Genomic DNA, 13,800 nt, shown 5'->3' with positions numbered 1-13,800 from the left:
CCGCCGGTACGGGCCCCGTCAGGGCACCGTCTCGGCACCCCGTCAGCGAACCGCGTCAGAACGTACTGAACAACAGCAGGGAGATCGCCATAACGGCCATGCCGGCCACCAACCCGTACATCGCCAGGTGGTGCTTGCCGAACTCGCGGGCGGTGGGCAGCAACTCGTCGAGGGAGATGAACACCATGATCCCGGCCACCAGCGCGAAGGTGGTGCCGAGCGTGAAATCGTTCATGAACGGCATCAACAGGGCGAAGCCGATCAAGGCCCCGGCCGGCTCGGCCAGTCCGGACAGGAAGGACCAGCGCACGGCCTTGCGACGGGAACCGGTGGCCTCACGGATGGGCACGGCCACGGCCACGCCCTCCGGGATGTTGTGCAACGCGATCGCCAGGGCCACCGGCAACGCCACCTGCAGATCGGTCAGGCCGGCGATGAACGTGGCGAAGCCCTCGGGAAAGTTGTGGATGCCGATGGCCAGGGCCGTGACGGTCCCCGTCCTCATCATGCGGCGGCGTTTCACAGCTGCTGCCGGATCGTGCACCGAACCCGGCTCATGCGGGTTGATCTGGGCGGGGACCAGCCGGTCGATCACGCCGATGACCAGGATGCCGGCGAAGAACGCGGCGACGGCGGCCCACGGCCCGGCCGTCGGACCGGAGGCATCCGTCAGGGAGGTGAGCGCCTTGGGCATGATCTCCATGAAGGACACATAGAGCATGACGCCGGCAGAGAACCCCAACGAGACCGAGAGGAACGGCCCGGAGGTGCGGCGCGGCACCACCGAGATCAGTCCGCCGATCCCGGTGCTGAGCCCGGCCAGCACCGTCAGCCCCAACGCCAGCCAGAAGTTCTCCACGTGCCGAGTGTAGGGGGAGCACACGGGGGAATGCGCCCAGCCCACCGTTCACTACGCTGGGGTGCCATGAGCACCCCGCGGGCACCTGCCTCTCCGGCCTGGCAGCAGGTCCTCGAGGTGTCGGCCTCCCGTGGGGCCTCGGTGCAGCTCACGGTGGTGCACCGAGGCGAGGTCGTCCTGGACGCGACGTCGGGCTGTACGGCCGATGCGCTGGGCTGGTTGTTCTCCGCGTCGAAGCCCTTCACCTCGTTGCTCGTCCACCGGCTGGCCAACCGCGGGGTGCTGTGTCTGGACGCCGCCGTGGCCGAGTACTGGCCGGAGTACGGCACCGGAGGGCGGGGTTCCAAGGCCGGGACCACCCTGCGCGAGGTGCTGACCCACCGCACCGCCGTGCCCTCGGCCGGGCCCTATCCGGCTGCGGTGCTGTCCATGCACCGTGCCGAATCCTCGGTACAGCGGGTGGCGCGGGGAAGGCGCCGGGCACGGAGGAATCCTTCGGTCTCCGCTTACCAGCCGCTGGACTTCGGGTTCATCCTGGCCGAGGTGGTGCGCCGGGCCACCGGAGGCGGGCCCGACGCCTGGGCGGAACTGCTGCACCGGGAGGTGCTGGACCCGGCGGGGCTGACGGATGTCTACCCCGGGGTCCCGGACGCGCAGATGCACCGGTGCCTGCCCCTCGACGGCTCGTGGAGGGCGGGGCCGGGCGGGCCAGTGGTCGCCGCCGTGTTGAACCGCCGCGCCGTGCGCCAGGCCCGCATCCCCGCAGCAGGGATCTCGACCACTGCCCGGCAGCTCGCCTTGTTCTACGCCGGCCTGTTGCGCGCCCCGGAACGGGCAGCACTGTGCGTGCCGAGCTCGGACGGCGGCCGTGACGCGTGGACCCGCCTGCCGACCCGCTGGGGGACCGGGGTGCAATTGGGCGGTACCGGGGGCCGGTGTCCGTTCGGCACGGAGAGCACTGAGCGGACCTTCGGGCACAACGGTTCGGAAGTCTGCCTCGGGTGGGCCGACCCGGACCTGGACCTGGCCGTCGGGTTGGTCACGGACCGAGCCAGCGGGCGCCCTGCGGACCGGGACCTCCTCGTGCAGGCGTCCGATCTGATTCGTTCGCTCGCGGCGAACAGCGGATGAAGGTGCCCCGGTTCTGCCACTGCTTAATGGGGACGATCGGCGACCCCCGGATCTGGCCGTCAACCAGCGGCGACTGGACGTCGCCCTGACCCCGGATTGGTAGTGTGGACGGCATGTCCATCGCTCTCACCCTTGCCCTCTTGGCGGTTGGACTCCTCCTCACCCCACTGTTCTGCCGTTGGCTCGGACGCAATGCCGGATGGCCTCTCGCCGCCGTCTATGTGGGGGCTGCGGTCCTCTACCTTCCAGCGCTGCTGGCCGGAAGCCCCTCCGAGACGGGTTCCGCCTCCGGCCCGGCACCGAACACCTGGTCCGTCCCGTGGATCCCCGCCTGGGGGATCGACCTCTCCTTCGCGGCCGATCCGATCTCGAGCGTCTTCACGCTGATCACCCTGCTCATCGGGGCCGTGGTGCTGGTGTACTCCACCCGCTACCTGGACCGGGCTCTGCATCCCTCCGCCTACCAGAGCTTCTACCTGGGGATGGCCCTGTTCACGGTGTCCATGGTCGGCCTGGTCAGTGCCGATGACCTCATGGTGCTGTTCCTGTGCTGGGAACTGACCTCGCTGGCTTCCTTCCTGCTGATCGCACGCTCCGGCAAGACCGCCTTCGCCCCCTCCATGCGCACCCTGCTCGTGACGTTCCTGGGCGGGCTGGCCCTTCTCGTGGCCGTGGTCCTGGTGGCCGTCCGGGCGGGGACCACCGATCTCTCGGCGATCCTGGACCCGGAGACCTCGGCCGGGTTGTGGACCTCGGACCCGGCCTTCACCACCACCATCGGGCTGCTGATCGCGCTGGCGGCCATGACGAAGTCCGCCCAGTTCCCCTTCCACTCGTGGCTTCCGGATGCCATGGCCGCCATCACGCCGGTCTCCGCTTACCTCCATGCCGCCGCCGTGGTCAAGGCCGGGATCTTCCTGCTGCTGCGCTTCTCCCCGGTGTTCCACGATGACGTGCTGTGGTCCGTCCTCCTCGTCACCGCCGGACTGGTCACCTCGTTCGTGGGTGGCTGGCGGGCCCTGCAGCAGCATGACCTCAAGAAGCTCATGGCCTATTCGACGGTGAGCCAGCTCGGCCTGATCGTCGCCGCAATCGGGACCGGGACCGAGGCCGGCATCGTCGCGGCCCTCGTCCACACGATCGCCCATGCCCTCTTCAAGTCCGGACTGTTCATGATGGTCGGTGTGGTGGACCACGCCACGGGTACCCGTGACCTGCGCGAGTTGCCCGCGGTGCGCCGCGCCCTGCCCTTCACCTTCACGGTGACGGTCCTCGGCGCCGGGGCCATGGCCGGCATCCCGCCCCTGCTCGGCTTCATCTCCAAGGAGTCGATCCTCACGGCACTCAACGGCTGGGCCGCTGACGGTGGTGCCGGTGGCACCCTGGCGTCCTGGGCCGGGCCGGTGGCCCTGGCAGGAGCCGCGCTCGGCTCGGTGCTGACGGTGGCCTACTGCGCCAAGATCGTGGTCGGCGGCTTCTGGGATCCGGAGCGGGCGGCACGCACGGGGCAGGCCGCCGCCGGACACCACGCTCCCGGAGGGATCCTCGTGGCCAGCATGGCCCTGCCCATCATCGTCTCGGTGGCGGCACTGTTCGCGTTGCCGATGCTGGACGCGGGGGTGGGTCCTGCGGCATCGGCCGCGCTGCCCGGGGCGGAGGTCCACCCGCACTTCGCGCTGTGGCACGGCATCAACGCCGAGCTGCTGACCACCGTGGCCGTGCTGGCCCTCGGCCTGGGCACCGTGGCCGTGCGCCACCGCCTCTGGCCGGCCCTCGAGCGCGCGCAGCTGCCCGTCAGCGGCACCGGGTTGATCGAGTCCGCCACCTCCGGACTGACCGCCCTCGGCTCCGGGATCAATCGCCTCACAGCCCGGGACGCTGCCGCCTCCCACGCCGCGATGATGGTCTTGTCCCTCGCGGCCGTCCTGATCCCCGGGGTGCTCCTGCTCAACGCGGGCGGGCACCTCCCGGCGCAGCACCCGAACCTCAACAGCCCGGTCGACGTCGTGTTGCTGGTGCTGCTGGTGGCCGCTGCCCTCGGCGTGGCGCTGACCCGCTCACGGCTCGGCGCCACCGTGGCCCTGTCTGCCGTGGGCATCCTGGTGACCGTGCAGATCGTCTCCCTCGGTGCCCCGGACGTCGCCCTGACCCAGCTGCTCGTGGAATCGCTGACCGTGATCGTCATCATGCTGGTGCTGCAGAAGCTGCCGCGGACCTTCCGCCGCGTCCGGACTGCGCGTGCAGTACCAGCGGCCGTCATCGCCGTCGGCGCCGGCCTGGCCACAGGGCTGGCCGTCTGGGGGCTGACCGGCCGCCGGGGCAAATCAGAGGTCGGCACCTACCTGCTGGAGAACGGCGAGGACATCACCGGCGGGTTCAACATCGTCAACGTCATCCTCGTCGAGTTCCGTGCCCTGGACACCCTCGGTGAATTGTCCGTGCTGGGCATGACCGGCGTGGCCATCGCCGCCATCCTCTCCACGATCCGCAACCGCCACCTGGAACCAGCCTCTGAATCGGCACCGGAACCGGCAGCGGATCCCGCCGCGTCCGGGGACGGCGCAGAGGTCCCGGCCGGCCCCCAGCTCGGGTCCCCCGCGGCGCGCCGCGCCATCCTGCAGTCCTGGGGCAACACCAGTCAACTGCAGCTGATGCTCAAGGTCATCCTGCCCATCCTGGCCGTGGTCTCGGCGGTCCTGTTCCTGCGCGGCCACAACGAGCCCGGCGGCGGATTCATCGCCGCGCTCGTCGGCTCGGCCATCGTCGGACTGCTCTACCTGTCCACCTCGAAGGACCGGCAGATCGGCCCGCCGCGCGCGCCGTTGTACCTGATCGGCGGGGGCGTGGTGCTGGCCGTGGCGATTGGGCTGTGGAACATGGTCTTCACGGGGGTCTACATGGAGCCCCAGCACGGCTACGTGCTCGGCCAGCACCTGTCCACGTCCCTGGTCTTTGACGCCGGCGTGTACCTGGCCGTGATCGGTCTCGTGATGCTCGCCTTCAACGTCCTCGGCACGGCACAGGACGTGCAGGCGACTGAAGATGGCGAGGGCACCAGGGAGCGCGTGGATGAGGCCTTCCTCGGAGAGATCGAGCCGGAACCGGAACCGGTGCCCGCCACCAGTTCCATCCCGGTGCGTCCCCGGACGCACCACATCTCCTCGGGAGTCCCGCCGGAAGAATGGGGGAGCTGAGATGCTGGACACCACCTTTGTCCTGGCCATCACCGTGGGTGTGCTGACCACCGCAGGCGTCTGGCTGCTCCAGCAGCGGGACATGGTGCGTACGATCTTCGGGCTCACCCTCGTCTCGCACGCCGCGAACCTGCTGCTGCTGGCCTCCGGGGTCCCCGGCTGGCGCCACGAGCCGCTACTGAATGTCACCACGGCCGCGGACGCGGCGGACCCACTGCCGCAGGCCTTCGTGCTGACGGCGATCGTCATCTCGATGGCCACCACCATCCTGATGCTGTCCCTGGCAGTCGTCGGCCGCAATGACGACCAGGAGAGGGCGCCGACCGTCGAGGACCATCCGGACACCGATGGCTCACCCGCACCCGAACCCACACCCGAGGAGGAGCGCGCATGACCGATCAGTTCGTGGCGTCCCTGCTGCCCCTTTTCGTGGCGGTGCCCATGCTGTGTTCGGGTGCCTCCGTGGTCCTGCGGCGCCGAGCGGTGGACCGTCTCCTCATCATCGCCATCCCGTTGTTGGTGCTGGTCGCCGCCATTGCGCTCATGGTCTACCACCGTGAGGAACCGGTGCTGGCCAGTGCCGTCGGCAACTTTGAGGGCGGAATCGCCATACCGTTGGTCTCGGACACCCTCACGGCGGTCATGCTGGCGACCACCGGTCTCGCCACGGCCGCTTCGTGCTGGTTCCTCACCGCCTCCGGTGAGGACCGGCTGAGATTCGTCCCGGCGCTGGCGTTGCTCCTGATGTCCGGCGTCAACGGTGCGCTGTTGACCGGGGACCTGTTCAACCTCTTCGTCTTCGTCGAGGTCATGCTCCTGCCCTCCTATGCGCTGCTGGCGGCGACCGGAGGCTGGCGCCGGCTGGGTGTCGGCCGGATGTTCATCGTGGTCAACCTGGTCACCAGCGCCATCCTGGTGATGGGCGTGGGACTGGTCTACGGCTCGGCCGGTACCGTCAACCTGGCCGCCCTGGCCGGACGTGCGGGAGAGGACCCGCAGGTCGCCCTCGCGGTGACCGTCATCCTGCTGGCCCTGGCCATCAAGGCCGGCGTGGTCCCCGTGCACGGATGGCTGCCCCGTGCGTATCCGGGGACCTCTGCTGGTGTCATGGCGCTGTTCTCCGCCCTGCACACGAAGGTCGCCCTCTACGCGATCTTCCGGATCTACTTCACCACCTTCGCTCCGCGGGAGGCGGCCGGGGTGACCGTGATCGCGGTGGTGATGGCTGTCGTCGTCCTCGCCACCATGGTGCTGGGCGCCCTCGGCTCGCTCGGGGAACACCGGTTCCGCGGAGTCGTGGCCTTCCAGATGGTCGCGGGCGTGGGCCACATCCTCATCGGAGTGGTCATCGCCTCTCCTGCCGCAGTGGCCGCGGGCCTGTTCTACCTGATCCACCACGTCGTGACCGTGTCCTCCCTGCTGATGACCGCCGGCGCGATGGAACAGACGTACGGCTCCGGGGTCCTCGGCAGGATCTCCGGTCTGCTGCATCGAGACCGGCTCGCCGCCGTGGTGGTGGCCCTGGGCCTGCTGTCCCTGGCCGGCTTCCCACCGATGTCGGGCCTGTGGGGCAAGTTGGGGCTCGCCCTCTCGGTGGCCGGCTCCGATGCGGGAGCCGCCGAAGGCCAGGGCGCCGCGCCCGGGGGCCCCGGTTGGTATGCACCGGTGTTCCTCGTGGCGATCGTGGTGGCCTCCGTGGCCACGCTGGTGGCCCTGCAGCGGCTGTGGGGGCGGTCCTTCGCCGGTGAACCACTCCGGACCTACCGGCCGGCCCTCACCGATGGCACTCGGGACCGTGGCCCGGAACAGCCCCTGCCGGACGGCGTCCGGATACCAGGGCGGCTGCTGGCCCCCGGGGTGGCCATGATCGGCGTCTCTGTCCTGTTGTTCGTCTTCGCCGGGACGCTCATGCCCTTCATCGAGACCGCGGCGTCCGGGCTGTTCGAGACCGGCCCCTACGTGGAGGCCGTCCTGGGAGGTGAGGCCGAATGAGCCCGAAGGCATGGCGCTTCAGCCTGTGGAACATGCTGCGCTATCTGGCCTGGTTGTTCGGCCAGATCGTCTCCGGATCACTGACCGTGGCCCGGCGGGCCGTCACCCCGGGCCGCTTCGCGGACCCCGCGATAGTCGGTTTCCCCCTGCGCTGCGCCACCGATCTGGAAGTGACCTGGATGGCCTCCTCCATCACGATCACCCCGGGCACCCTGGTGGTCGGCACCGCACACGGCACGGACACGGAACCGGTCACGGTCTTCGTCCACAGCGTCTTCGAACAGGACCGGGAGGCGGTCAACCAGAGTCTGCGGGACATGGAGGACCGATTGCTGCTGATGACGCGGGGAAGCGGATGGGATGACCCGGACGCCGCCGGCCCGAGCACCGAGGGGGTTCGCCGATGACCATCGACTCCGCCTATGGGATCCTGCTGGCCGTGGCCATGGGGATCCTGGGGATCTCCGTGCTGCTGGGCCTCTATCGGATCTACTCGGCCACGTCCGCCGCTGAACGGGCCGTGGTCGGTGACCTCGTGTACTTCGCGGCCATCGGCATCCTGATGATCATCGGCATCCAGATCGAATCGGCCATCATCCAGGATGCGGCCATGCTGGCCGCCTTCCTGGGGATCCTGGCCACCGTGGCACTGGCCCGGATCCTGACGAGAGGAGAGCGCTGATGGCTCCGTACGAGATTCTGGCGGCCGTCCTGCTCCTGGGCGGGTCCCTGTGGGTGCTGCTGTCCGCCGTGTCCGTGGTCAGGGCCCACGATGCACTGCAGATGATGAACGTGTTCTCCCCGGCCACTGCCCTGGGCCTGCCCCTGATCGTGGCCGGGGTCTTCGTCCACCTGACCGGCCGGGAGGGGTTCGGCTGGTGGACCGTGCTCGTCGCGGTGGTGACCATCTGTGCCCTCGTCATCGTCTCCTCCATGGCCTCGAACACCCTGGCCCGCGCCGCCTATCAGTCGGGCGCCCCGGTGGATCCACAGACGAGTCCGCAGGACCTCGCCGACGGCACCTAACCGTGGTGTGAGCTGGACGTTCATCGTCATCTCATCCACGGCTCATCCATTCCTCATTCCGAACCTGCAGGATATTCACAGGATCTTCAAAGGACGGAAACGGATTCCATGGTCAACCAGGCACCGCACCACAGCGCACGGCCCAGCGGCGGGCGACGGGCCGTCGTCGTGGGCTCCGGACCCAACGGGCTCACCGCCGCCGCCGTGCTGGCCCGCGCCGGCTGGGAGGTGGATGTCTACGAGCGGCACCACTCCTACGGGGGAGCATCAGCCTCCTCAGACATCCTGGGCCCCGGGACCATCGTGGACCTGGGGGCCGCGGGACATTCCTTCGGCGTCGCCAGCCCCGTGTTCAGGGACCTGGACCTGACCTCCCACGGGCTGGAATGGGTGCATCCGGAGTATCCGATGGCCCACCCGCTGGACGGCCGGCCCGCTGCGGTGCTGCACGACTCGCTGGAGGCCACCGTGGCCGGCCTCGGTGCCGACGGCGCGGCCTGGAAGGCCCTGCACGCACCCCTGCTCGGGGACATCGACACCCATCTGGCCAATATCCTCGGACCCTCGCTGGTGCGTTGGCCCCCGCACGTGGTGAGCATGGCCCGGTTCGGGGTACGCGCGCTCTGGCCCTCCGGTGCGCTCGGCCGGGCCCTGTTCCGGGAGGAGCCGGCCCGGGCGCTGTTCGCCGGTTCCTCCATCCACTCGATCCTTCCGCCCTCGCACCTGTTGACCTCGGCCTTCGGGTTGATCTTCGGTGCCCTCGGCATGACGCGGGGCTGGCCGGTGGCCCGCGGGGGGTCCCAGGCGATCGCCGACGCGCTGGTCTCCGTCCTGCGTTCGCACGGCGGCCGCGTCCACCTGAACCACGAGGTCACAGACCTCGGCGAGTTCCCCGGAGCGGACGCGATCCTGCTCGACCTGACCCCGCGCCAGCTGCTCGAGCTGAAGGGCACCGACCTGACCGACCGCTACGCAGGGCACCTGAAGCGCTGGAGGTACGGCACCGGCGTCTCCAAGATCGACTTCCTCATGGACGGACCGGTCCCGTGGACTGATCCCCGGGTCGGCGGCGCCGGCACCGTGCATGTGGGCGGCTCCCTGGCCGAGATGGAACACGCGGAGCGCGAGGCCAAGGCCGGCCGCATGCCGGATCAGCCCTTCGTGATGGTCTGCCAGCAGCAGGGCGCTGACCCCTCGCGAGCCACCGGGGCGGCTGAGGGGAAGACCGTGCTGTGGACCTATGCCCATGTCCCCGGCGGCTACGACGGCCCCGTCGGCGAGGCGATCGAGACCCAGATAGAACGGTTCGCGCCTGGCTTCCGGGACCGGATCGTGCGGAAGGTGGCCACCCCGCCGTCAGCCCTCGAATCCTGGAACCCCAACCTCATCGGCGGCGACGTGGCCGGCGGGTCCATGGGTGGTCTGCAGCAGATCCTGCGCCCCGCACCTGTCCTCAGCCCGCACCGCACCTCCACCCCCGGGCTGTACCTCGCCTCCTCCTCCACGCCACCCGGCGGGGGAGTCCACGGCATGGCCGGCCTCCACGCAGCCCGTGCGGCCCTGGCCGACGCCGCCGCACACCGACGGCGACCCTGACCCACGCCTCACGCCCGCATTGAGACTCGCACCGAAACCCGCACCGAAGGACACCACCGTGAACCCCGACCTCTCGCACCCTCACCCTGCCATGCACCTGGCCACGCGTCTGTCCCCGGGCACCGCCCCGGCAGCCTCGGAACGCGACCTCTGGGCCCTGACGGCCGGAGTCGCCCTGGCTGCCGTGCTGCTCTCGCCCGTCCGGCACTACTTCAATGGCAAGGACAAGAACGAACAGGACTCCTTCCCGCTGTCCACGTACCCCATGTTCTCGGATGACCGGAAGGACCGCACGAGGATCCCGCACGTGGCGGGGTTCACGGCCGACGGCCGGCGGGTCATCCCCCACTACCACCACTTCGGGGCCGGCGGCCTGAACCAGGTCCGCAAACAGATCGCCCGGATGGTGCGCCAGGGCCGCGGTGTGGAGATCGCCCAGCGGTATGCCGACGCCCTCGCCGAGCAGCAGCGACGCCCCCGGGCCACCGGAGAGGGGCCGGGGGCAGTGCGGCGGCTGAGGGAAGCCGACATCGTCCGGGTGGAGGTGGTGCGCTCGCGATACTTCTTCGACACCTACTACGCCGGCAACACCACCCCGCAGATGGAGACCGTCCATGCCCGGGCGGAGGTGGGCGGCACCGCCGAGGCCGTCTCTGAGAGGCGCCATGATGCCGCGCAGGACCCTCAGGGCCCGCCCACGGGACCGATGGCCCGCTCCGAGCTCGGCAACCTCCCGCCGCGGCCCGTGGGTACCGGGAACACGCCGGGGGACTACCTCACCGAGAAAACCGTCCAGACCGCACTTGAGCAGGAGGCCGTCCGATGACCGGCGCTGATTCCCCCGTCCCGTCCTTGCCGACTTTCCCGTCCTTCCAGTCGCCGGTGTTCCAGGCACTGGTGGACCACCTGCGGCCCGCGGCGCAGCCGATCCGTCCGGCGGTGCTGCGCGTGGCCACGGGGGTGTTCTCCGCGGTCCACAACTTCAGGCGCCGGCCGATGTTCCGCAAGCTCCATGCCCAGGACGCCTCCCAGTTCACCCCTGTGGGTGTGGTCAAGGTCCTGAACAGGCCCCTGCCGGCGAAGCTGGCGGACGGGATCTTCGATGCGGCGCAGTGGGTGAACCTGGCCGCGACCCTGGGGGTGGGGCACCGGGTCACGGGTCCGCTCAACGCGGCCCTGCAACTGTGGACCATCAGCTATCGGAACTCCTGGACCATGCTGCTGCACAGCGACAACATGATGACCATGCACCAGATGGTCCTGGGCGCCACCCGGTCCGCCGACGCACTCAGTGTGGACTCGCTGCTGCGGGAGGGCACCCTGTTCCCGCAGCGGTACGCCAGGGCGTATGGCGCCGTCCCCCATGTCGTGAACGTGGCCACCGTGGCCGTGTACTTCATCTCCGGCATGGCCAAGGTCCGCGGTCCGCTGGGCGTGAAGTGGGCTGGGGGAGACGTACTGCGCGGGCAGATCGCCGTGGATGGCATGCGCAAGGACCTCTTCGGCACCGCGAAGCCGGCGGCCGGGACGGCGCTCTACCAGCAGAAGGAGCTGTTCACCCTCATGGCGGCGGTCTCGCTGGCCGTGGAGCTCGGGGCACCCCTCTCCCTGGTCAACCGCCGCCTGGGGCAGGTGTTCGCCGTCGGCGCGTGGGGGATGCACGTGGGGATCCGCATCGTCATGGGCATCAAGTTCAAGTACAACGTCTCCGGGGTGGCCTACCTGCCCTACTTTCCGGTGGGGCCCCAGCTGACGTGAAGGAACCGCTGAATTCCGGGGAATCTGCTGGTCGTGATGTGAAACACCCGTTTCGGGGCGTAACTTAACACGACGTCCACCTCCGGTAACGGCCCGGAAACACGGGGTTTTCTGCGAGCGTCGGCTAAGTTACGGGATGGTAACGATTGGTCTCCGGGCACACTATTCAATGTTGCTTTCGCATGTTGCGGGGCTATTGTCGTGCACACCTTGTGGTGTTGCTCACCCTCTGGTCCCACTCCGGGAAACCGGATTGGTCTCGGAATCGGACCGACCCTCCCACCCCATATCCGGGTCGGATCGGGAGCACTCCACGTCTCGCACCTGTTTGAATGGAGACGCTTTGATGAAGTACACAAAGCTTTCTGCCGCTGCTGCCCTGTTGGCCAGCTCGGCACTCGTCATGACCGCCTGCGCACCGGGCGGCCCGGCCGAGGACAACGCATCTGAAGACACCGGCTCCGGCGGCAGCAACGGTGAGGTCTTCACCGGCGAAGCCGGCAACAAGCTCACCGTCGAACCGGCGGATACCGGCAAGGCAGACCTGGGGGACGTGGAGACCCAGGACGGATCCATCTCCTACTCCGTGGGCGAGGACGAGTTCATCTCCTACAACTCCATGACCCCGGAGACCTACTCCACGTACAACTCGGCCATCACCGAGCGCATGATCTCCACCTTCGCGTACTTCGGCACCGACGGGGAGATCTACCAGAACGAGGAGTACGGCACCTACGAGAAGGTCTCGGACGATCCGCTCCAGGTGAAGTACACCATCAACGAGGACGCCGTCTGGTCCGATGGCACCCCGGTCACCGCCGCCGACTACATCCTCAAATGGGGTGTGGAGAACCCGCGCATCGCCACCGGTGAGGGTGAGGACGCCACGCCGCTGTTCAACGCCATCGCCCAGGAGTTCGGCGAACGCGTTCCGGAGGCTCCGGAGGGCGAGACGGACGGCAAGGAATTCACCATCACCTTCGCGGAACCGTACGCCGACTGGCCGATCCTCTTGGACACGGCCCAGCCGGCCCACGTGGTGGCAGAGCAGTCCGGCATGGGGATGGAGGCCATGATCGAGGCCGTCAAGAACGAGGATGCCGAGGCGTTGGCCCCGGCCGCCGAGTTCTGGAACACCGGGTGGAACACCTCCCCGGGCGAGCTGCCCGCCGAGGAGATCGCACCCTCCAACGGCCAGTACAAGTTCAAGAGCTGGGAGCCCGGCCAGTCCATCACCCTGGAGGCCAACGAGAACTACTGGGGCACCCCGGCCGCCACCCAGGAACTGGTCATCCGGTTCGCAGCCGCGGACACGCATGTGCAGGCCCTGCAGAACGGTGACCTCAACGTCATTGAGCCGCAGGCCACCGTGGACACCCTGGAGCAGTTGGAGGGGCTGGGGGATCAGATCGTCATCCAGCAGGATGCCTCCCTCACCTGGGAGCACCTGGACTTCAACTTCATGGAGGAGTCGATCTTCTCCGACAGCCCCGAGCTGCGTGAGGCCTTCGCCCTCTGTGTGCCGCGGCAGAACATCGTGGACAACCTGATCAAGCCGTTGGATCCCGAGGCCGTTGTGATGAACGCCCGCGAGGTGTTCCCGTTCCAAGAGAACTACCAGGAGGTCGTGGACGCCTCCTATGAGGGCCAGTACGACGAGGTCGACATTGAGCGCTCCGCACAGCTGGTCGAGGAGTCCGGTGAGTCCAACCTGGACGTCCGGATCGGCTACAGCTCACCGAACCCCCGCCGCTCCGAGACGGTGGCCATGATCAAGTCGTCCTGTGACGAGGCGGGCTTCAACGTCGTCGATGCCGGCCACGCCGACTTCTTCGGTGTGGTCCAGCCACAGGGTGACTGGGAGGTGGCCCTGTTCGCCTGGGCCGGATCCGGCCAGATCTCCTCGGGCCGCAACATCTACCACTCCGAGGGCGCGCAGAACTACGGCGAGTTCGCCAATGAAGAGGTGGACGCGGCCTGGGACACCCTCGCCACGTCCGTGGACCCTGCCGTTCACGCTGAGCAGGTGAAGGTGATCGAGAAGGCCCTGTGGGACAACCTGTTCGGTATCCCGCTCTACGCACACCCGGGGATCGTGGCCCACTCGGCCGACGTCGCCAACGTGCGCAACACCGCCGCCCAGAGCGGTGCCGTGTGGAACGCGGAGCAGTGGGCTCGGGTCGAGTGACCCTCTGAGTTGATCAGTTCCCTGATCACCTGGCACTGAGTCGCCGGGGAAGTGGG

The 13,800-nt window shown here is 68.7% G+C and carries 12 protein-coding genes; 11 read left to right on the top strand and 1 reads right to left on the bottom strand.

Features of this window, described 5'->3' with window-relative positions; all coding sequences use genetic code 11:
- Positions 1–55: 55 nt before the first annotated feature.
- On the bottom strand, positions 56–859 hold the full coding sequence (gene zupT, locus IMT31_RS03665; protein ID WP_413543792.1) for a zinc transporter ZupT: 804 nt from the start codon (positions 857–859) through the stop codon (positions 56–58).
- A gap of 66 nt (positions 860–925) precedes the next feature.
- Between zupT and IMT31_RS03660 the strand changes: the two genes are divergently transcribed.
- The 11 genes from IMT31_RS03660 (at position 926) to IMT31_RS03610 (ending at position 13,744) form a co-directional block, all read left to right on the top strand.
- On the top strand, positions 926–1,990 hold the full coding sequence (locus tag IMT31_RS03660) for a serine hydrolase domain-containing protein (RefSeq protein ID WP_413543791.1): 1,065 nt from the start codon (positions 926–928) through the stop codon (positions 1,988–1,990).
- Positions 1,991–2,103: 113 nt separating this feature from the next.
- A complete protein-coding gene (locus tag IMT31_RS03655; protein ID WP_413543790.1) occupies positions 2,104–5,184 on the top strand; it encodes a DUF4040 family protein in 3,081 nt (1,026 codons plus the stop codon).
- Position 5,185: 1 nt separating this feature from the next.
- Positions 5,186–5,578 carry a sodium:proton antiporter gene (locus tag IMT31_RS03650; protein WP_345355299.1) on the top strand — a complete coding sequence of 131 codons (393 nt, stop codon included), beginning with the start codon at positions 5,186–5,188 and terminating at the stop codon, positions 5,576–5,578.
- On the top strand, positions 5,575–7,176 hold the full coding sequence (locus IMT31_RS03645; RefSeq protein WP_413543789.1) for a monovalent cation/H+ antiporter subunit D family protein: 1,602 nt from the start codon (positions 5,575–5,577) through the stop codon (positions 7,174–7,176). Before IMT31_RS03650 ends, IMT31_RS03645 begins: the two co-directional genes overlap by 4 nt.
- A complete protein-coding gene (locus IMT31_RS03640) occupies positions 7,173–7,583 on the top strand; it encodes a Na+/H+ antiporter subunit E (RefSeq protein ID WP_413543788.1) in 411 nt (136 codons plus the stop codon). Before IMT31_RS03645 ends, IMT31_RS03640 begins: the two co-directional genes overlap by 4 nt.
- Positions 7,580–7,858: a monovalent cation/H+ antiporter complex subunit F gene (locus tag IMT31_RS03635; protein WP_413543787.1), complete on the top strand. Its 279-nt coding sequence runs from the start codon at positions 7,580–7,582 to the stop codon at positions 7,856–7,858. Before IMT31_RS03640 ends, IMT31_RS03635 begins: the two co-directional genes overlap by 4 nt.
- On the top strand, positions 7,858–8,202 hold the full coding sequence (locus IMT31_RS03630; protein ID WP_413543786.1) for a cation:proton antiporter: 345 nt from the start codon (positions 7,858–7,860) through the stop codon (positions 8,200–8,202). The genes IMT31_RS03635 and IMT31_RS03630 overlap by 1 nt, the downstream gene beginning before the upstream one ends.
- A gap of 108 nt (positions 8,203–8,310) precedes the next feature.
- Positions 8,311–9,798 (top strand): phytoene desaturase family protein, encoded by a 1,488-nt coding sequence (locus IMT31_RS03625; RefSeq protein ID WP_413543785.1) that lies wholly within the window; start codon positions 8,311–8,313, stop codon positions 9,796–9,798.
- Positions 9,799–9,856: 58 nt separating this feature from the next.
- Positions 9,857–10,624, top strand: a complete 768-nt coding sequence (locus IMT31_RS03620; RefSeq protein ID WP_345355317.1) for a hypothetical protein — start codon at positions 9,857–9,859, stop codon at positions 10,622–10,624.
- Positions 10,621–11,556 (top strand): hypothetical protein, encoded by a 936-nt coding sequence (locus tag IMT31_RS03615; protein ID WP_413543784.1) that lies wholly within the window; start codon positions 10,621–10,623, stop codon positions 11,554–11,556. The genes IMT31_RS03620 and IMT31_RS03615 overlap by 4 nt, the downstream gene beginning before the upstream one ends.
- Before the next feature lie 346 nt (positions 11,557–11,902).
- Positions 11,903–13,744, top strand: coding sequence for an ABC transporter family substrate-binding protein (locus IMT31_RS03610; RefSeq protein WP_413543783.1), 1,842 nt, complete (start codon positions 11,903–11,905; stop codon positions 13,742–13,744).
- Positions 13,745–13,800 lie beyond the last annotated feature (56 nt).

Origin of the sequence: Citricoccus nitrophenolicus, assembly GCF_047305825.1 — a bacterium.
GTDB classification, from domain to species: domain Bacteria; phylum Actinomycetota; class Actinomycetes; order Actinomycetales; family Micrococcaceae; genus Citricoccus; species Citricoccus nitrophenolicus.
Note: the sequence above shows the minus strand (reverse complement) of the source record. Positions and strands in the feature narration are given on the sequence as shown.